The sequence below is a fragment of the Arenibacter algicola genome (assembly GCF_018860365.1).
In the GTDB taxonomy this organism is placed as follows: Bacteria; Bacteroidota; Bacteroidia; order Flavobacteriales; family Flavobacteriaceae; genus Arenibacter; species Arenibacter algicola_B.
The window spans coordinates 78,032-98,644 of sequence record NZ_JAHKPO010000013.1 but is presented as its reverse complement, the minus strand read 5'-3'; the positions used below and the strand labels follow the sequence as shown (position 1 = coordinate 98,644).

21 protein-coding genes are annotated in these 20,613 nt (G+C 39.3%); 2 read left to right on the top strand and 19 right to left on the bottom strand.

What is annotated here, in order from left to right; genetic code table 11:
* Positions 1–34: 34 nt before the first annotated feature.
* The 16 genes from KO529_RS09110 to KO529_RS09035 all read right to left on the bottom strand — a co-directional run bounded on the left by KO529_RS09110 (position 35) and on the right by KO529_RS09035 (position 15,173).
* Entirely contained in the window at positions 35–820 is a 786-nt protein-coding gene (locus KO529_RS09110; RefSeq protein ID WP_215947598.1) for a DUF4292 domain-containing protein, read from the bottom strand.
* A gap of 4 nt (positions 821–824) precedes the next feature.
* Positions 825–1,757, bottom strand: a complete 933-nt coding sequence (locus KO529_RS09105) for a tetratricopeptide repeat protein (protein WP_215947597.1) — start codon at positions 1,755–1,757, stop codon at positions 825–827.
* Positions 1,758–1,937: 180 nt separating this feature from the next.
* A complete protein-coding gene (gene dut / locus KO529_RS09100) occupies positions 1,938–2,372 on the bottom strand; it encodes a dUTP diphosphatase (RefSeq protein WP_215947596.1) in 435 nt (144 codons plus the stop codon).
* Positions 2,369–3,832 (bottom strand): lipopolysaccharide biosynthesis protein, encoded by a 1,464-nt coding sequence (locus KO529_RS09095; RefSeq protein WP_215947595.1) that lies wholly within the window; start codon positions 3,830–3,832, stop codon positions 2,369–2,371. The genes dut and KO529_RS09095 overlap by 4 nt, the downstream gene beginning before the upstream one ends.
* A gap of 162 nt (positions 3,833–3,994) precedes the next feature.
* Entirely contained in the window at positions 3,995–4,855 is an 861-nt protein-coding gene (gene atpG, locus KO529_RS09090; RefSeq protein ID WP_215947594.1) for an ATP synthase F1 subunit gamma, read from the bottom strand.
* A 102-nt stretch (positions 4,856–4,957) separates the two neighbouring features.
* A complete protein-coding gene (gene atpA / locus KO529_RS09085; RefSeq protein WP_215947593.1) occupies positions 4,958–6,532 on the bottom strand; it encodes a F0F1 ATP synthase subunit alpha in 1,575 nt (524 codons plus the stop codon).
* A 58-nt stretch (positions 6,533–6,590) separates the two neighbouring features.
* Positions 6,591–7,130 (bottom strand): ATP synthase F1 subunit delta, encoded by a 540-nt coding sequence (gene atpH, locus KO529_RS09080; RefSeq protein WP_215947592.1) that lies wholly within the window; start codon positions 7,128–7,130, stop codon positions 6,591–6,593.
* Positions 7,131–7,140: 10 nt separating this feature from the next.
* On the bottom strand, positions 7,141–7,641 hold the full coding sequence (locus KO529_RS09075; RefSeq protein WP_215947591.1) for a F0F1 ATP synthase subunit B: 501 nt from the start codon (positions 7,639–7,641) through the stop codon (positions 7,141–7,143).
* A gap of 88 nt (positions 7,642–7,729) precedes the next feature.
* Positions 7,730–7,921: an ATP synthase F0 subunit C gene (atpE, locus tag KO529_RS09070; protein ID WP_031446173.1), complete on the bottom strand. Its 192-nt coding sequence runs from the start codon at positions 7,919–7,921 to the stop codon at positions 7,730–7,732.
* Between the two features lie 33 nt (positions 7,922–7,954).
* Positions 7,955–9,031, bottom strand: a complete 1,077-nt coding sequence (atpB, locus tag KO529_RS09065; RefSeq protein WP_215947967.1) for a F0F1 ATP synthase subunit A — start codon at positions 9,029–9,031, stop codon at positions 7,955–7,957.
* Between the two features lie 124 nt (positions 9,032–9,155).
* A complete protein-coding gene (locus KO529_RS09060) occupies positions 9,156–9,542 on the bottom strand; it encodes a DUF6168 family protein (RefSeq protein ID WP_215947590.1) in 387 nt (128 codons plus the stop codon).
* Positions 9,542–9,772: an AtpZ/AtpI family protein gene (locus KO529_RS09055; protein WP_072860080.1), complete on the bottom strand. Its 231-nt coding sequence runs from the start codon at positions 9,770–9,772 to the stop codon at positions 9,542–9,544. The genes KO529_RS09060 and KO529_RS09055 overlap by 1 nt, the downstream gene beginning before the upstream one ends.
* Positions 9,750–10,181, bottom strand: a complete 432-nt coding sequence (locus tag KO529_RS09050) for a bactofilin family protein (RefSeq protein ID WP_215947589.1) — start codon at positions 10,179–10,181, stop codon at positions 9,750–9,752. Before KO529_RS09050 ends, KO529_RS09055 begins: the two co-directional genes overlap by 23 nt.
* A gap of 19 nt (positions 10,182–10,200) precedes the next feature.
* Complete coding sequence (locus KO529_RS09045) at positions 10,201–12,744, bottom strand: tetratricopeptide repeat protein (RefSeq protein WP_215947588.1); 2,544 nt, start codon at positions 12,742–12,744, stop codon at positions 10,201–10,203.
* A gap of 248 nt (positions 12,745–12,992) precedes the next feature.
* Positions 12,993–13,688: an ABC transporter ATP-binding protein gene (locus KO529_RS09040; RefSeq protein ID WP_215947587.1), complete on the bottom strand. Its 696-nt coding sequence runs from the start codon at positions 13,686–13,688 to the stop codon at positions 12,993–12,995.
* 12 nt (positions 13,689–13,700) lie between these two features.
* A complete protein-coding gene (locus KO529_RS09035; RefSeq protein ID WP_215947586.1) occupies positions 13,701–15,173 on the bottom strand; it encodes a DUF5687 family protein in 1,473 nt (490 codons plus the stop codon).
* A gap of 128 nt (positions 15,174–15,301) precedes the next feature.
* Here KO529_RS09035 and KO529_RS09030 point away from each other — a divergent pair, with 128 nt between their 5' ends.
* Complete coding sequence (locus KO529_RS09030; protein WP_215947585.1) at positions 15,302–16,351, top strand: ferredoxin--NADP reductase; 1,050 nt, start codon at positions 15,302–15,304, stop codon at positions 16,349–16,351.
* 47 nt (positions 16,352–16,398) lie between these two features.
* Here the strand turns inward: KO529_RS09030 and KO529_RS09025 are convergent, their stop codons facing one another.
* From KO529_RS09025 to KO529_RS09015, 3 genes are all read right to left on the bottom strand, one after another.
* On the bottom strand, positions 16,399–17,184 hold the full coding sequence (locus tag KO529_RS09025; RefSeq protein ID WP_215947584.1) for a patatin-like phospholipase family protein: 786 nt from the start codon (positions 17,182–17,184) through the stop codon (positions 16,399–16,401).
* A 405-nt stretch (positions 17,185–17,589) separates the two neighbouring features.
* Positions 17,590–17,988 (bottom strand): DoxX family protein, encoded by a 399-nt coding sequence (locus tag KO529_RS09020; protein WP_215947583.1) that lies wholly within the window; start codon positions 17,986–17,988, stop codon positions 17,590–17,592.
* Positions 17,989–18,017: 29 nt separating this feature from the next.
* Entirely contained in the window at positions 18,018–19,169 is a 1,152-nt protein-coding gene (locus KO529_RS09015; protein ID WP_215947582.1) for an ATP-binding protein, read from the bottom strand.
* 231 nt (positions 19,170–19,400) lie between these two features.
* Between KO529_RS09015 and KO529_RS09010 the strand changes: the two genes are divergently transcribed.
* Positions 19,401–20,591, top strand: coding sequence for a phosphoglycerate kinase (locus tag KO529_RS09010; protein WP_215947581.1), 1,191 nt, complete (start codon positions 19,401–19,403; stop codon positions 20,589–20,591).
* Positions 20,592–20,613: the final 22 nt, after the last annotated feature.

Sequence of the window (20,613 nt, the reverse complement as noted above, 5' to 3'; positions counted from 1 at the left end):
AAAATAAACTATATAAGAGTGCTTACTTCCCATATTAATTTAATACTATTTCTTTGAAACCATTTGGTATATTATACGGAAAATTCAATGCTCTATTGAACTCCATATTCCTAAATTCTACGGTAATATTATTGGTATTGTTCCCGTCAACGGCCAGAATATCTATCTCCCCGGGCAAAATCCATTTATTCACTTTTTGATAGTTCTTATAGTTGATTTCAAGTAGTCGTTTCTCCCATGGTTGCGACAACTGCTGTATAGCCATTCTATAATTCAAGGGCTCTATTTGAAACAGTGTTTTAAATAGCTCTCCAGCCTTTTTTGGTTTCAACTGATAGTTGTCGTTAGCAATATCCACCGTATACTTTTCTTCCCGTAAATCAATAAGGGGCTCTCCCAAAAGAAGGTTCTGTACTTTTTGAAAATTAAGGTCGGTTCCCAATAATTGAGTCAAATAGGAGAAATTCCCATCAAAATATTCGTTGTCCAACTTATTATAAAACGACACCCTATCCGGAGTAATGTATGCTTTTACGATTCCTAAGGGCGCACTTAACCAAATGGCCTTATCTTTTTCCATCCTAAAACTTACACTTACACTTTGTGTGCTCTCCCCGTCAGAATAATCTATCTTCATCTTTCCACTTAGGGTTTTAAAATTAAAATGGGTGTAGTAGTGGTTTCTAATGACCGCCTTCGCGGTTAAATTCTCATCCACTGTACCGCCTTTAATTACGCTTGTAGACTTACATGAAAACACCAATACTACAAAAATGCCAAGTATAGCCCATTTTTGATGTCTTTTAAAACTGTATACCATAGATTTACGACCCGGATTTTAATTTACTAAGATACATATTTGCTTTGGAAGAATTTCCCAAAGCATTGTTAGCATCCACTAATTCTTTGTACATTTTATTGGCAAGATCAACATCATCCAATAAATAATCCAATCCCGATTCCAAAATAGCAACGGCCTCCTTATGTTTATTGAGTTTATTTAAACTAAGTCCGTAAGTGTAATAAAAATAGGGTTGTGCAGGGAAATTTTCCAACGCCTCCTCACTTACGGATGCCGCATTTTTAAAGTCGCTCTTTACCAAAAAGCCGGAAATATTGGATACATAATTTTCCATAGGGCTTTCCTTTTGAACTTCTACAATAATCGTATCCTTCTGAACTTCAGTGTTTTCCCTGTTCTTGATGGAATTGTTTATTCTTGAGGTAAGATCCTTGGAAAATACAGAGCTTTTCATACCGTTAAGTATTTTCAGGGCGCTTTCAAAATTTTCCTGTTTAAAATAGATTACGGCCAGATTTTCCTGGAGTTTGGTATTATTGTAAGGGATCTTATCCTTTACCACCTCTAGGCCCAACCCTTGGCGCTGGGTAATATCTACCAAGGTATTTAATACCCAAAAATTATCCGGTCTGGCATTCAAAGCTGAAATGCCGTATTGCTGTGCCAAAACCACTTGTTTGGAAGCCAAATAGGCCTTGGCCAGTTCATGGTCCAAAACGGAATTATTAGGGTCTAACTGTTTACATTCCAAAAGGAGATTAACGGCCCTATCGTAGTTTTCAATTCCCTTTTGCTTTAATGCCTCAAAGAATTTCTCCTGAAACTCATCGGTATATTCCTCCAAAAAAACCTCCGCACTCTCTTCTTCCCTAATTTCATTTTCTTGGGCACAACTAGGTCTTGGAATTAAAAATAACCCCAGGGCAAAAATAAATATATAGACCCTCCCTCTCATATTACAATTTTACTCTTATAGGAAAACAGACCTTAAGCCCTAAACAACTTAAAATTCAACATTGGATTGCCTTAAAATCACTTTTATTCCGATAGATTCCTATCTTAAAATAAAAAGACCATTAAAAACCTCCATAAAATTAGTGATTATGCCAGAGTCCTCCCTGTTTATCCCGGGGTTTTATTTTACACCGGTACTACCAAATCCCCCTGCGCCCCTAGAGGTTTCGGAAAGCTGTTCAACCAAGTCCCACTCCGCCCTTTCGTGCTTGGCAATGACCAATTGGGCAATACGTTCACCATTTTCTATAGTGAAAGCTTCGGTGGAAAGATTTATCAATATTACCCCTACTTCCCCCCTGTAATCAGCATCAACCGTGCCAGGAGCATTTAAAACGGTAATTCCTTTTTTCGCCGCCAACCCGCTTCGTGGTCTAACCTGCGCCTCAAAACCAATTGGAAGCTCCAGGAAAAGTCCAGTCTTTACAATGGTTCTATCCATGGGTTGCAATACAATAGATTCTGTAAGATTGGCCCTTAGATCCATCCCGGCAGAAGCCAAGGTTTCGTAGCTAGGTAAGGGATGTACCGATTTATTGATGATTTTTATAGTCATTTTCGTAGAAATATTTGTTTTAGTTTATCACTTTCAAGCCTATATACCATGCCCAAAAATATAATGAAAAATATACTGCCAATAATCAAATTACGATCGAAAACGTAAAAAGATAGCATGGAAAACGAGATGGAAACCACTAGGTAGAAAATTATTTTTCTGTGGTTGTATGGTATAGGGTAATACATTCTGCCAAAAAAGAAGGACAGTATTACCATAGATGCATAGGCTACCAAAGTTGCTACGGCAGAGGCCACATATCCAAAATAGGGAATAAAGGCAAAATTGATAATTATTGTAAGCGTGGCACCGATCAAAGAAATATATGCTCCAAACTTGGTACGGTCGGTTACTTTGTACCATACCGATAGGTTGTGGTAGATTCCCAAACAAAAACTGGCCAAAATAATTATGGGTACTACAGACATGGCCTCCCAATAATCCGAATTGGGGACAATGAATAGTTTAAGGACATCTGCATAGACCACAACGGAAAGTAAAATAACGCTTCCAAGGATTACAAAATAGTTGGTAATCTGCGCATAGGCCCTTTGTGGGTTATCACTTTTGGAGTGACTAAAGAAAAAGGGTTCTATACCCATCCTAAAGGCCGTGGCAAATAGCGTCATGAATAAGGTAAGTTTGTAGCAGGCAGAATATTTACCAATCTCACTCTCGGCAATATCGTTTGGCAAGAGCCAATCCAACATAATTCGATCAAACACTTCATTGATGGTAAATGCAATACCCGCTACTAAAACAGGAGCAGCGTATTTCATCATGTTGGTCCATATAAACCTATCGAATACGTAGGGTCTTCTTAAATAGAGACGCAACATCAAAAGGAGGGTTGTGCCACTAGCAATCAACATAGAGATAAATATGTAGGAGATTTCAAAGTTAGGCTTGTAAAGACCACTTAAAAACGCATTTGGATTGCTTTCTGCAAGAATTGGAAGAATCAATAAGAAAAAACAATTCAAGCCTAGGTTAATTACCACATTTGCAATCTTGACCAAGGCATAGCGCATAGGCTTTTCATTGGCCCTTAGCCAGGAAAATGGAATGATCACCAAAGCATCCAGTACAAGAATCAATATCGCATAAGAGATAAATTGTGGATCAATATCACTTATTGATGAAATAGACCCCTTAAACATAAAAGCTAGGAGCATGAAAATAAAGGAAGAGGCCCCAATAGAAATTAAAGAAGTGGTAACAACTGTTTTCTTATTTAGGGATGTATCGTTGTAAAAACGAAAAAAGGCCGTTTCCATGCCATAAGCCAATAACACATTAAAAATAGCAAACCAGGCAAAAATAATGGAAACCTCCCCGTATTCATCCGTGGGTAGAACAGTGACATATAAAGGCGTTAAAAGAAACGATAGCATCCGGGGCAAGACCGTAGCTAAGCCATAGATAAACGTCTGTTTAAATAGTTTTTTAAGTGGATTCAAAGAAATCTATGAATTAGCTTTAAAATTAGGCATTTAATCGATGCGGGCAAAGTTAGTAAATTAGCTTATGCGACAAATAACTCCATAAATATAAAAACCCCACAATAATGTGGGGTTCTATATTCTGAAACCTATCAATAATGATAGGACTAATAATAACATTTAGTTGTTCAACGCTTCCGCTCCACCAACAATTTCTAAAATTTCGCCAGTGATGGCAGCTTGTCTTGCTTTGTTATATGTAAGTTTCAGCTGATTTCTTAAGTCAGTTGCGTTGTCCGTTGCCTTGTGCATAGCGGTCATACGAGCACCATGTTCACTAGCAAAGGAATCGCGCACCCCTTTGTACAACTGGGTTTTTAATGATTTTGGGATCAATTGTTCCACAATCTCCGCCTTGGAAGGTTCAAAAATATAATCAGCCACCGAATTGGCATCACCTTCTATAGGAACGATTGGCAAAAATTGCTCTGTCATTACTATTTGTGTAGCAGCATTCTTGAATTTGTTATATACAATTTCAATCTTATCGTATGCCCCTGTGGTAAACAGATCCATTAAATCCTCGGCAATGGCCGCCACATTATCAAAGGTCAAATCATCAAAAACCGCACTGTGGTTTGCAATAACCTTGTTCTTTTTCTTTAAAATATCATTGGCCTTTTTACCAATGGCAACAAAATCTACCTGTTTACCAGCATAGGTACTGTTGGCCAAAAGAACGCTTTGTTTTAAAATGTTCGTATTAAAGGCACCACATAAACCCCGGTTAGAGGTTATGGCAACGATCAAAACCTTTTTTACTTCACGATTATCGGCAAACTTGCTTCCGGAATCGGCATCTAGACTTGCGCTAAGACTTTGCAAAAGCTCCGACAATTTATCGGAATATGGACGCATTGCGGTAATGGCATCCTGAGCCTTCTTCAACTTAGCGGCAGAAACCATTTTCATGGCACTGGTAATCTGCATCGTTGAAGATACCGAAGCAATTCTATTACGTATTTCTTTTAAATTGGCCATAGGCTCCACTTAAGCTCCCCAAGTAGAGGAATACTGTGTTAGACATTTATTTATTCAATTTTCTCTGTCTTCTTGCATCAAGAAGACAGAGAAAATACTTTATTAATATTTAGCGGATAGATCTTTGGCTACAGAGCTCAAAACATCTATTACCTCATCTGTTAACTTTCCTGCCTTAAGCTGATCCAAAATTCCTCTATGCTTGGCGTTCAAAAACTCTAGATAGTCCCTTTCAAACTCCTTTATTTTCTCTACAGGAACCTTGTTCAACAAGTTCTTGGAACCTGCATAAATAATAGCCACCTGATCTTCAACAGTAAAAGGATCGTTCTGTGCCTGTTTAAGAATTTCAACGTTTCTACGTCCTTTTTCAATAACATTCAATGTAGCGGCATCCAAATCTGAGCCGAACTTGGCAAAAGCTTCCAATTCACGGAATTGTGCCTGATCCAATTTTAAGGTACCTGCTACCTTTTTCATTGACTTTATCTGGGCATTACCCCCAACACGAGATACTGAAATACCTACGTTGATCGCAGGACGAACCCCTTGGTTGAAAAGATCTTGGGTCAAGAAAATCTGACCATCCGTAATAGAAATTACGTTGGTAGGAATATAAGCGGAAACATCCCCAGCCTGAGTTTCGATAATAGGCAAAGCCGTTAAAGATCCACCACCTTTTACCATTGGTTTCAATACCTCTGGCAAATCGTTCATATTCTTTGCTATAGTATCATCTGCAATAACTTTTGCAGCACGCTCCAACAATCTGGAGTGAAGGTAAAATACATCCCCAGGATAAGCCTCACGTCCCGGTGGGCGTCTTAACAATAAAGATATCTCACGATAGGCAACTGCTTGTTTTGACAAATCATCATAGATAATCAAAGCTGGTCTACCAGTATCCCTAAAATATTCACCGATGGCAGCTCCTGCAAAGGGAGCATATACCTGCATGGAAGCAGGGTCGGAAGCATTTGCAGCTACAATGGTAGTATAGGCCAAAGCCCCTGCATCTTCCAAAGTTTTTGCAATGTTCGCTACCGTAGAGGCCTTTTGGCCAATGGCAACATATATACAATATACAGGTTCCCCTGCATCGTAAAATTCTTTTTGATTCAAAATGGTATCCACACAAACGGTAGTCTTACCCGTCTGACGGTCACCAATGACCAACTCACGCTGACCCCTACCAACAGGAATCATGGCATCGATAGCCTTTATTCCAGTTTGCAATGGCTCTGTCACCGGCTGACGGAAAATAACCCCAGGTGCCTTACGCTCCAATGGCAATTCATATAAATCCCCAGTTATTGGTCCCTTACCATCTATTGGCGCTCCCAATGTATCCACAACACGACCTATAATTCCTTCACCAACTTTAATGGAGGCAATGGTCTGGGTACGTTTTACAACAGAACCTTCCTTAATATTTCTGGATGGGCTCAACAATACCACACCAACGTTATCCTCTTCCAAGTTTAGAACGATCCCCTGAAGTCCACCTTCAAATTCTACCAATTCTCCGTATTGGACGTTAGATAATCCATAAACCCTAGCGATACCATCACCTACTTGTAGAACGGTACCTACCTCGTTTAATGAAGCTGATGCTTCAAACCCCGATAACTGCTTCTTTAATATTGCTGATACTTCAGCGGCTTTTACTCCTGCCATTTGTTATAGATATAAGATTAGGACCACATTGAAACCCAACATCGTCCAAAAAAATTATTTATAGACTATTTGTAAACTCTCTTTTCAAATTACTTAATTTGTTGGCTATGCTTGCATCATACTGCAAATCCCCAACACGCAAAATAAACCCTCCGATAATGCTGTCATCCACTTTGTTCTCAATAGTAGATTCATTTCCGGTAAGTTCAACAACCTTGCCCAATATCTTTTTCTCCAGATCGGCGCTTAAAGGAACCGCGGTGGTTACCAAAGCTACACCCTGACCTTTACGAGCCTCATTCAAAATGATGAACTTCTCGGCAACATCGTTCAGAATTGAAATTCTCTTGTTATCCACCAATGTGGAAATAAGTCCCTCAGTAACGCTATTGCTTCCACTGAAAATTTCGGATAAGGCCTTCTTTTTAAGTTCGCCTTTTAAAACAGGGCTCCCCAACATTTCCTGAAGTTCATTGCTATCAGCAATAGTAGATAGTATACTTCGGAAATCCTTCTCCACCTGTTCGGTAGCTTTATTATCTACCGCCAGATCCAATATTGCCTTTGCGTAACGTACGGCTGCTCTAGCTTCGTTCATATCCCTATTCCTAATTTAGCTTAATGTCCCCGATCATTTCTTCGACCAACTTCATTTGTTTGGCCTTATCGGAAAACTGTCCTTTAATGACTTTTTCCGCAATCTCCAAGGATAGGGTAGCCACTTCGTTCTTTATATCGGCTACGGCTGCTTTCTTTTCACTTTCAATGGCAAGTTGCGCCTGCTTGATCATTTTATCGGCCTCGGCCTGCGCCAAGTCCTTTGCATCCGTAACGATTTTCTCCTTCATTTCACGGGCCTCTTTGATCATAGCCTCACGTTCTACCCTTGCCTCCTGTAAAAGACGTTCGCTATCGGCAGTAACATTTTGCATTTCCTTTTTGGCGTTTTCTGCTGCAGCCAATGCGTCTTTAATACCAGACTCACGATCCTCAACGGCATCAAGAATAGGTTTCCACGCAAACTTACGCAACAATAAAAGCACTGCTATAAATAATAACAATTGCCAAAAAAACAATCCAAATGAAAACTGCTCTATTAATTTTTCCATGTCCTAATATATGAAATGTAAACGTTTAATTTTTAATTGTAAGGAACAGCTATAACCAACCGTTATAGCCGTTCCTTATTTTGTTTGACTAAGATGCGAAAAGCGCAGCAAAACCAATACCTTCGATAAGTGCAGCAGCAATCAACATTGCTGTTTGAATCTTACCTGAAGCCTCTGGCTGACGTGCAATGGCATCCATAGCAGAACCACCAATTTTACCAATACCTAAACCAGCACCGATAACGATCAAACCAGCTCCTACAATAGTTGGGATTTCCATAATATATATAATTAATTATTAAACATTCTACTCTTAGTGATCGTGATGTTCTTCAACGGCCGAACCAAAATACAGGGCGGACAACATCGTAAATATATAGGCCTGTAAGGCCGCTACCAACAACTCCAACAAAGAAAGTGCAAATGCCAAACCAAATGACAATGGACTTCCGATCCAGTTTTTGAAGATAAACATCATTCCCAAAATACTCATTAAGACCACGTGACCCGCCGTAATGTTCGCATACAAACGAATCATAAGGGAGAAGGGCTTTATAAAAGTTCCCAAAAGCTCAATCGGTGCCAAAACAACCTTCATAAAAACAGGTACATCCGGCATCCAGAAAATATGCTTCCAGTAATTCTTATTAGCGGTAAAGGTGGTAATCAAATAAGTAAGGATGGCCAAAGCAAAGGTTACCGCAATATTGTTGGTAACGTTTACACCAAGTGGGGTAAGCCCCAAAAGGTTAATGATCCAGATAAAGAAAAACACAGTCAACAAATAACTCATGTATTTCTTATAGTGTTTCTTCCCAATGTTTGGAATAGCAATATCATCACGTATATAAAGAATAATAGGCTCCAACATACGGCCTATGCCTTTGGGCATAGCATTGGTTTTGTATGACTTGGCCATTCTGCCGAACATAAACAACATTAAGGCCGAAACCAAAAATATAAAAACAACATTCTTTGTAATGGAAAAATCCAACGGTTTTACATTGGTTGCATGATGATCTTCATCGTAGTTGATGGTTCCTTCTGCATCGGTCTTCACTATTTTGCCGTGGTATAGGGCATAATAATTCCCATCCACTTCCGCCACGGATTCCCCATGGTGAAATTTGGCAGATGAGAACACCTTTAGACCGTTATCCCATAAAATTACGGGTAGCGGAAAACCTACGTGTTCATTTTTTTCCTCATCTATGGTAAAAAGAGTGAAATCATGGGAATCCAACAAGTGATGTCCAATAAATTCCTTGATTTCGGTTTTTAGGCTTCCTTTTTCCTCGCTGGACGAATGGTCCTTTTCTTGTGCGAAAGCATTGATACCCAGAAGAAGTGTAACAACTAAAAGAACTTTGACGTAAAATGGTTTTTGCATATCGCTTAAAATATCGGTCTCAAAAAATCCGTGCAAATGTACGCTTTTATCTCAAAAAGAAAAAAGCATTAATCGGTTTATTTTGGACCATAACTTAAAAGTAATATGGAAAACAAAATTGAAGCTAACTATTTAGCATTCTGGCAGTAAAGAATGTCTCCAAAAGAAGGCACACCAAATAGGGAACAAAAAAAGTGGTAAACTCCAAAGATTCCATGTTCCCATCTGCATTATAGAAGGGATAAAAAACGAGAAAGAAAAATAAAAACTTGAGCATGCTTCCCCCTAAAAAAAGAAATCCTATCTGATCTCTCCATTTCTCCCGAAACCAGTACAGTACCGAAAATATGATCAAGGCCAGAACCACATTGAGCAAATAGGCCAAAACGATCATATGGTCCAATAAAGGAAATCCGAACAAATAAAGTATAAAGAGGTGAAGGCAGAAAACCAACAGGCTCAAAAGTACCAAGGAAAAGTAAAAGGAAAAAAGGAATTTATTCTTGGACATTAATACTTTATGCGTTTCAATTGCTGCAAAACCAAATAAATAGCAACGGCCACTCCTAGTAGAGTAAGCACTATAACAAAGGTCTTGGACTCCATTTCAAAATATTCATCCAACCACTTTCCTCCCTGGGCAGCCAAAAAAATTATTCCGCCCATTTCAATGGCAACACCTGTAAGGATTGCCGCATTTTTTAAACCATTATTATTTTTAGGAGGCTTTTGCTGGCTCATTGGTGGTTGCTGAATGTTTTGTTGGGCTATTTACAGCCCCTTTTCCTTCCTTGCCCTTCATGGTACAGGACGCGTTGAAGGTGGCACCGGGCTCAACCGCCAATTTGGATACTATGACAGTGCCCTCAATTACAGCAGAAGACTTTAAGGATAAGAGGTCGGCTACGATTAACTCTCCATTAAAATTACCTTCAATATCAGCATTGACACACTCCACTTTACCATGAATATAACCATCGATTCCAATGACCACTTTTCCTGAAGTTTTTACGTTACCATCCAATTTTCCATCAATTCGAAAATCGGCTTCGGAGACAATGTCACCTTTGATTTTGGTGTTTTTTTCAATTCTGTTGGGTTGTCCGCCTAATTCTGTCATAACACGAGGTTTTTTGTTATCTGAAAACATTTTGCTAAGGTTTTGGGGTTTACTGTTGCGCTTTATAATCTGCTATATTCTTATGTACTTGAATTATTTTATAGTTGTTGGATAAAATTACGAAATTCTCATCATCGATACGGTAATCCTTATTGTTTTTTATCAATTCTGCATAGCCTAGAGCGAAGTCCTTGGATTTAAAGCCATGAACCACTACAAATTGATCCTCCAGATTATAGATATCCTTGGAGACCACATTCTTATACCTTAGATCCTCAATGGATTTTTCTAAAAGTTCCTTGAGCCTAAGGGCCTTTTTATCGTCCCTAATTTTAAGTGGAAACACCACCTTCCAATTTCCTGTACCTGTAGATTCAGTTTCAGTAGAAAACACCTTGGGTTCCAACTTTGGCAATTGTTCCGCCACCATGCTCTGCGCCTTTTTTCCTTCGGGATTATTGGGATAGTTCAAGGCCACATAATTCAATGCCTCCTTAAAATCCTCAAACCCTTGTAACCTACCAATGGCATTGGCCTTCAACATTTCAAATTTTGGAACAATGGGGTCACCGGTATATTTACTGATGTTTTCTTCGGCCCCTGTAATTACTTGTAAAAATTCCTGATTTTGGAACATCTTGTACAGGCGTTGGTACTTGGCATCCGGACTATCGGCACTTCCCGTTAAAACGGCCTGTGGGTTTAAAAGGATTTCTGCATATCTGGATTCGGGATGGTTTCTAATAATGTCATATTTCATATCGGTTGCCAACGAACTTCCAGACTCTTCGTATATCTTGTACAGGTTGTATTTTGATGGAATTATTAGTCTTTCCTCCGGATTAGATTTAAGGACACTCTCCAATTTACCGGCAGCCAAAAGGTTTTCCTTAAATTTTTCCTTATAGATCAAGCCCAATTGATAATTGGCGAAGTTACGCTCGGTCCTTAAGCTGTCTATCAGCAATGGGTCTGTAGGTATTTGACCAAGGTAGAACTCTACGCTGTATTTTTCCTCTTCCCCAACTGCAGCAACATTATTGGCTGCCGTATTGGACGGATTTTCACCATTTACCTCCAGATTTTGCGCTTTGGATTTGTTAGACCAGCGCCAGTCATCTTCCAGGGTTCTCTTCCCCCATCTGGTCTTAAAATCGTTCTTGCCATAACCCAATGTGGTTATGTTATAAAAATAAAACTTGCCCTTGTTCTCCTTTCCTCCCTTTGTTTTACTGAAGGCGGCAAAGCCGGCATTGGCCATAGTTTCCTCTTTCTTTCTTTCTTTTTCAGCAACTGACTTTAATTCGGCTATATACTTCTCAAAATAGGATATCCTATCATCAATTGAAAACTCATATAAGGTAATTACACTATCCGTGTACTGTACTACCTCCTCATATTTAATAACATCTTCCAGATTATCCAGTTTCTTTTTAACCTCCCTGTACTTTTTGGTATTTTCATTTAAATTTTGCAATACACTGTCATAATAAGCCCCGGAAGGTTTGTATTCATTCTGGTCAAAATTATAAATTGCCAAATTCTCATAGTTCAGGGCGTTCAATTGGGGCATATTCTGGGTGGCCCTCAAGGATTTGTTATAATACACCAAGGCCAGGCTATCGGATTTATTTGCCAAATGGAATTCTGCTACCTGACGGTATATTTTATTCAGGAAGGGCCTATTTTCCCGGTCTTCCTCCAATTCTGTAAGATACTCGTACATCTCCTCCCTATTGTCATCGGTAAGTTCGGTGTTCTGAATTTTTTGTAAATGGGCATTGATCATATATACCCTGGGCGATTTTCTATTTAGATCGATGACCTTATCGAAGGCATAATTGGCACTGTCCTTATACCCCAATTCATTGTACAATTGACCAATAATATACAAGTAGCGGCCTTTTTCTGGATTTTTTTTGGTGTATACCGATGCAATCTTTAACTGCTGAATGGCGGTATCCTGAATTTTAAGGTTGATGTAAGCCTGACCCATCATGGCACGGGCATCTGCATATTCTTGGTCACTTAAATATTCCTGCTTAATTAAACGCTTTAAATTCTTCAGGGCAAGCTCTTCATTTTCTAAACGAATATTAACCTTTTCCCTCCAAATGGTTGCCTCGTTAAGCTTATCGCTCTGTGTATATTTATTTAGGATATAATTGAAGGATTCCAAGGCGGGCATATAACGCTGGTCAAAATACCTGGCCTTGCCCAAAAGCAAAAAAGCCTCATCGGTCTGGGGATTGCGCTCCTCATCCTTAATGTCCATACTGTGTTTTTGTATGGCTTTGGTGGCCTTTTCCTCTGCAATCAGGAAATTTGGATTGTTGTCTTCGGAATCCAGCTTTATATCTTCAGTGACCTCCAGTCTTTCCACGGGCAAAATTTCCCAATAATTATCCTGATAAACGGCATTGAGACCCTCTCGCCCTTCCTCAAAGGCAATGTTACCATTGTACAAGGTATTATACTTGGTATTTAGGGCGTGCCAATTACGGTTTAAAAAGGCATCTTTCTTGGTGGAACAGGCATTAAAAACCAATCCTCCAAAAACAACTGAAAATATAAGTCTATTGCGAAGCTTCAAAATTCTATGTATTCGTACGTATCCTTAACTTAAAAACGACCGGATTATTATGTAGTTGGTCGACAAAAGCTGCATTATTTTTAGTTATTGGATAATTCCTAACCTAGCCAATGAAATGATCAAGGGCAAAATTCTTGGCAAAAACAACAACTTCTTTTTGCCAATCATAAAACGAGCACGAAACCATATTAAATAAAAATAGGGAAAATAGCCTTGATCCATAACACCGTCATGGACTCCAAGACAATTTATCCTCCAAAAAAAACTTCCAACTCTTTAAGGGTTTCCGTAGAAGTCTGTATATCCCTTACCAACTCTCCCTTATTAAGCACAACAATCCGCTCGCAAACCTCGGTAACATGAATAAGGTCATGACTGGAAACCAAAACGGTAACTTCATTGCTTGCCGCCAAATCCTTAATAATACCTTTTAGCTTAATCTGGGTGGTTGGATCCAAGTTGGCAAAAGGTTCGTCCAATATAATTACTTCGGGATCACCAATGAAAGAGGCAACAATACCGGCCTTCTTCTGATTTCCCTTGGACAAGTCCCTCAAGTATTTTTTCTGACCTAAAATTTCATCGTGAAAAAAATCCTTGAACCTCTCCAGAAGCGCATCTACATCGGCCTTGTTCCGGCCTCTTAGTTCCCCGATAAAATAGAAATATTCCTCTGGGGTCAAATATCCAATCAAAAATGTTTCATCAATAAAAGCTGATGTAAAAGGTTTCCATTCCTCACTGGAATCTACCTGCACCCCGTTATTAACGATATGTCCGGTAGTCGGCTGAATTAAATCGAGCATTAAACTAAAAAAAGTAGTCTTCCCAGCTCCATTATTTCCAACCAAACCAAAGCTTTGCCCTTTTGGAATTTCCAAATTTTCAATATTTAGAACAATGGATTCCCCGTACTTTTTAGTTAAACTTTGGACTGAAATCATAGATATATCCTTTTATGCTTTTTGTTTGTATGCCGCTATGGTCTTATATTTTTCTTTTTTGTAGATGCCTTCTATCAGAGCAAATACTCTATTTTTAAATCCAAATCCGATAATCCCCGCCATCCCAACAAAAATATAGCCCGCAGTTGGACTAATTAGATAATGGCCCAATGCATAAACTCCCAAAGGCAATATTAGCTTAGGTAATGTCAACAACAAGGTTTTTGAATTAAAAGCCTGCTTGTCCCCAAACGCTTTTTTATTGGATGTTAAATCTATGGGTGTTTTAATATAGGCGCCACCCCATAGAACCAAATAGGAATTAACGCCAATATTGTAAATGGCCCCTACAATCACGGCCAAATAGGCATCCCACCCAAAATATAAATAGAAGGAGGCTAGAATAGTACTTGCCGCGGTAGCTATGATTATCAAATACCATTTGGAAGTTAAATACTCCCTATAACTAATATTCTGACTCATCATTAAAGGATAGTAGGCGCTGTCCCAACTAGGCACGAACTGACCAAAACTGAATAAGAACCCTCCGGAAATAAAAATACCTGCAAATATCTTCCAAACTGGACCATCGTAAGCCTCTACGGCACCGGTAAAAAAGAACAGTCCATAAAAAATAAAGAAAAAACTCATGATTACTGAGGTTTTGGACCGCTTGTTCCTCCTGATCAATTTTATATCGTTTTTTAGAAAAGTACCCAAGTTCCCAAAACGGTTCAACCAGGCATAGTCCTCCGTTTTGGCCATAGATTTCTTTCCTGCCAACCCGGCATCCAGATACATATGCCTTTTAAAATAGGTAAAAGCGGAAGTTGCCAGTGCTATTAGCAATCCCCAAGTTAAAAAGGCCATCCAAGGTAGGTCATAGAGTGTGTTAAAAAATGGCGAGGTGTAGTCCGTTATATTAAACAGTTCATAATACTGACAAACTCCCAGGAGCGAAAAAATGCCCAGCAGCATGTAAAAAACATTGTCTTTATTATTGACCAGTACGTTTAAAAAATTATTGCATAAAAACAGCGCCATGATTGCCAAATGCCAACCAACGACTCCTATGGGCGAGTAACCCTCAACCAATAATACAACAGAAAAGGGCACAAAGAAAAAAGCATGTGACCAATTAAAAAATGAAACTACCGTTTTCCCCAAGGAATACGCCACTATCTTACTTTTGTTGATAGGAAGGTAGAGTAAGGGCTTAATATTGGTAATCGGCATTTTCTGCAGCATATACCTAATGTACAGATCCCCCACCAAATAATAAATCATGAACCTATTGACTACCAAAAGGGGATCTCCCCAACCTTGCCTTTCTATGATATAAAAAGCACCTATTCCTAGGCCCAGGAATACGGCCATAAAATAGAGAGCCCCAAAAACCATAAAAATCTTTATGGCAAGATTGGACTTAAAAGAGGCGGATCTAAAAAAGGATTTCCATTCAAGCGTAAGAAAGTGCTTTAGCATTCTTTTGGATAGTTAAACCTGATAGATTAGTGCCTAATTTAGGGTATTTGTTACAAACAGCTGGTATTTTTTTAATTTCCCGTTTTAAATCCTCCCTGCTTTGCTTAATTTTGCATCAAAGATTTAATATGGCCCACTTTCATTCGCTTACCGTTCAAAAAATTAAACCGCTTACCCCAAACTCAGTTGCAATAACTTTTGCTATTCCTAAAGAACTGATTCAGACCTTTGCCTTTACGGCAGGTCAGTACATCACCATTAAAAAGGAAATAAAGGGCAAGGAATTGCGAAGGGCCTATTCTATTAGTTCCTCTCCCAAGTGTGAGGGCATTACGATTGGTGTAAAGAAAGTGGACAAGGGCGGATTTTCAGATTTTGCACACAACAAACTTAAGGTAGGGGATGTATTGGAGGTAATGCCACCGGAAGGCCGATTTGTTTTTAAACCCTCTCCGAATCCAAAAAACATCGTGGCCTTTGCCGCGGGTAGCGGTATTACTCCGATAATGAGTATTGCCAGAACCGTATTGGAATCCAATTCCAAAAACAATTTTGTGTTGGTCTATGGGAATAAATCCTATAAGGAAACCATGTTCTATACTGATTTGGTTAAGCTTCAGTTGGAATATACCAATAGGTTTCATGTCTATTTTATTTTGAGTCAAACCCAAGAGGACGAATCCATTTTTGGACGTATAGAAGCCTCCACGGTGAATTACGTGCTTAAAAACAAGCATAAAAATCTAGAGTTTAACGATTACTATCTGTGTGGTCCGGAGGCAATGATACAGTTGGTGACCGAAAATTTAAAGGAAAAGGGCATCTCTGAGGATAAGATTCATTTTGAATTGTTTACCTCCACTGAAATAAAGGATGAGCTTCCTGAAAAATTGGAAGGGAAAACCCAACTTACCGTTATTGTGGACGATGAGGAATTCTCCATATCCATGGATAAAGGTACCTTGGTACTGGATGCCGTTTTAAAAGAGAATATAGATGCTCCATATTCCTGTCAAGGGGGAGTATGTAGTAGTTGCATTGCCCGTATCAAGGAAGGAAAGGCCGACATGGTAAAAAACCAAATTTTAACGGATAGTGAAATTGCCGAAGGATTGATCCTGACTTGTCAGGCGCACCCCACAACCCCTACTCTAACAGTAGATTATGACGATGTGTAAATACTTAGGGTTGTTTGCTAAATTCCAGGTCCGCACTAAATAGTCGACTAAGACTGCTTAAATACCTGTTCCATTACTCTTGAGGCATGTTCGTAACCAATGGTATAGGCTTTTTCAATACCTTTTTTGTCCAATATTCCAATCAGTTCCAAGGCTTTGGGCTCAAATAATAGGTCACATTTATTCACTTTATTCCTGTTAATGGCATAAATCATTAAAGAGGTGGTCCTATTGGCCAACTGCAAGGACGATTTTATTCCATCTTTGGGAATTTCCTTGATCCCGGAAACATTACTCCCAATCACAAAATCTGATGTAACGGCAACCTCATCATAGGGGAAATTGTTCATTATACCTCCATCGGCATATAAGCGGCCATTGATAGCCACTGGACTAAAAACAGGTGGCAATGCCGCAGAAGCCAACAAAGGTTTAATTAATTCCCCTTCAGAAAATATTTTTTCATCCCCTTTTTGCAAGTCGGTAGCCACTACATAAAGCTTGCGCTGCAAGGACTCAAAGGCATTTCCGGGAAAATATCTCGCCAAAAGATCAAAATACCTTTCTGTATCCAGAAGGCCGGGCTTTAAAATCGTCATAAAATGATAGCGGAAAAGAGGTGTTTCCTTAAAGAACTGTAGCATTTCCGAAACAGAATTGCCGTTGGCATACAAGGCCCCGACCAAGGCCCCAACACTGGTGCCAGAAACGGCCCGGGTGCTAATGCCAAATTCTTTTAGGGCTTGGATCATCCCTATATGGGCCATACCCTTTACACCCCCTCCGGACAATACCAGTCCAACCGATTTTGATTTAATTTCCGATAAATCCATTTCAGTCCCAGTTTATCATAGCCGTTTTATAACAGGAATTCCCTGCCAAACATTAGCTCAAAATTACCTATAACAGCCCAAACTATAAAAAATTCAATTAGAAATAAATACTGTTCTACAAACTAGCCAGTTGGTAAGCCGGCTCTGGCCAGGCCGATTTTGATAAATTTCCACTTTTAATCGACCCATTAGTTCCATAAATCGGATTTTTAATTTCATTACCACATCGTTTTGGCGCAAAAAACCGACCGTACAGTATGTTCGGCTCAATCATTATAATTATTTACTTTTCCGGATATGAAAGGAAACTGTAGCCCAAATGAAAGAAATAAACCCAGCTTATTGGTATAGCTTTGTATTCTGTGTTGGCATAGGCAAGACAAGAAACCCTTGGCCCTTAATTTTTTAGGAATGCAACAAAAACACCAGGAAAATAGCCGGCATAAAATATATGGCTATGGTTCTAGCCCCATCGTAATCCTTTGCCATACGCTGACCCAATAGCAACATCAACAAGGCCAGACATGCAAGAATAGCACCGGCCAAGGCAATAGAGCCATCCCCTTGAGCCATGAGCAAATAAAATCCTACTGTACACAGAATCCCTGCCACAATTTCCGTTACCATTACCGTACCTAATAATAAGGGTACCATATTCTTAAAAGGCGTTTGGGAAAAATGACTTTTTAACCATGATAAATTGCCCTTCCAGTCCAGGATTTTATCCAATGCACTTTGAAGAAAAGTTATAATTAGAAAAAGAAGAAGAAGTAATTCTGTAGGATAGGTCAATACGTTGTCCATGTTAATGTCTTTAAGATTATACAATTCCTTTACGCGGCTTTTTTGTGTAATAATCGCGTTAATTTTATAGATAAATCCATCAATATTAGTTTGGAATTACCATTCCTTTCAATGTGATAAATAGCGTCCTCCAATTCCTTCACAATGGGAACTATATTATTTTCATGTATAAATGGCGCAAATTTTTCCAATTGAAATCCCTCTACATGAATCCTCATAAATGCCAATTCGTGGGTATTGTAATTGATCAAAAGGGCCTGCCTCATGACGGACATGCAATAATTCAAGAACTTTTTCTGGGTCTCCCTACCGGTCTTTGCCACCACATCGCTCCAAGAAATAAGATCGTGGATCGCGGCCTTGTTGCCCTTGGCCTTAAAGGCGCTTCTGACCCATTGCACAAACCACTTCTCAAATACCAAATCTTCGGAATCGTTGTTCATGAAATCGAGGGCCTTATTAAAATTGCCGTTGGCTTCATGCGATATTCTATGGGCATCCTCCTTGGAAACCCCCCTGTCTATCAGGGCCTGTGAAATGGCTTCTTCCGCCAGCCGGGGAAAATGCAATATTTGGCACCTAGATCGTATCGTCTGAATAATTTGTTCTTCATCTTCAGCAATTAAAATCAATACCGTTTTGTCCGGTGGTTCCTCAATCAATTTCAGAAGTTTGTTGGCGGTAGAGGTATTCATTTTTTCGGCCATCCAAATAATGAGGGCCTTATATCCACCTTCGTATGATTTCAGGGAAAGTTTCTTTACCACATCCTGAGCCTCATCCACACCGATCTGTCCCTGTTTATTTTCAATCCCTATTAATTTATACCAATCAAAAAGATTTCCATAGGGCTGCTCCTTTATAAATTGGCGCCATTCCTCCAAATAATGATCACTAACGGCATGACTTTTTACTTTGTCCGAATTGGATACCGGAAAAGCAAAATGCACATCCGGATGGGCCAAGGAGTTAAATTTGGTGTTGCAGGCGCTATTGCCGTTAATATTTTCGCCCTCACTGTTGCCACAAAGCAAGTACTGCACATAACACAAAGCCATGGGCAAAGTACCACAGCCCTCTGGGCCAACGAATAATTGGGCATGGGGTATACGACCTGCATCGGCACTGGATACCAGATGATTCTTTATATGGGAAAGTCCTAAAATATCCTTGAATAGCATGGCCCAAATATAGCGGTTTTTATCCGAAATTTACTTGCTGCACGGTCTTTGGAAATTATAGGAATAAACGCCATGACATTTCTAAATACCACTTCACATTTTGCCTGACGTGCAACTATTTACAATTCTAAAATCAACATTGTGCCATAAGACATGCAAATAAATGGAATAGTCTCTTTAAACACTACCTATAAATCTTTACATTTGTCACTCTCTAAAAAAAAGTGGCAAATGAAAACCATCAACGATTTTAATTTTAAAGGTAAAAAAGCATTAATAAGGGTAGATTTTAATGTTCCATTGGATGCGGATTTTAATGTAACCGACGACAATAGAATTGAAGCTGCAAAGCCTACTATCATTAAAGTACTGGAAGATGGCGGAAGTGCCGTACTAATGAGTCATTTAGGAAGACCCGACGGAAAAGTAAATCCTGATTTATCACTAAAGCATATCTGTAACAAGGTATCCGAAGTACTTGGGGTAAAGGTTAAATTTGCAACTGAAAGCATCGGTCCAGTAGCAGAAAAGGCTGTGGCCGAATTAAAGAGTGGTGAAGTTCTTTTGTTGGAAAACCTAAGGTTTCACGCCGAAGAGGAAAAAGGAGATAAAAACTTCGCTGAACAATTATCCAAACTAGGGGACATTTATGTAAATGACGCCTTTGGAACTGCACATAGAGCACATGCCTCTACTACCATAGTTGCCCAATTTTTTCCAGAAAAGAAATGTTTTGGGTTCTTGTTGGCCAAAGAAATAGAAGCCATAGAAAAAGTAATGCGAACAGGAGAAAAACCTGTGACCGCAATTTTGGGAGGTGCAAAGGTGTCTTCAAAAATTACGATCATCGAAAACATTTTGGATAAGGTAGACCATCTTATTATTGGTGGTGGAATGACTTATACCTTTGTTAAGGCCAAAGGAGGAAAGGTTGGAAATTCTATCTGTGAAGATGATAAAATGGAATTGGCCTTGGAAATTCTTGACAAAGCCAAGAAAAAAGGAGTAGAAGTGCATATTCCAGTAGATGTTTTGGCAGCGGACGACTTTAACAACAATGCCAACACCAAAGTGGTCAACTCCAACGAGATTCCAGATGGTTGGCAAGGTTTGGACGCAGGGCCCAAAACCTTGGAAATATTTAAGGAGGTAATCTTAAAATCGAAAACCATTTTATGGAATGGTCCTATTGGAGTTTTTGAAATGGAAAGCTTTGCCAAGGGTACTATTGCCATTGGTAATTATATTGATGAAGCAACAAAAAAAGGTGCCTTTTCATTAGTGGGTGGCGGAGATTCTGTTGCCGCGGTCAAGCAATTTGGTTTTGAAAACAAGGTAAGCTATGTTTCCACTGGCGGAGGAGCCATGTTGGAAAGCCTTGAAGGCAAAACCCTTCCGGGAATAGCAGCAATATTGGCATAAATAAGACGTTATTTAATATGGG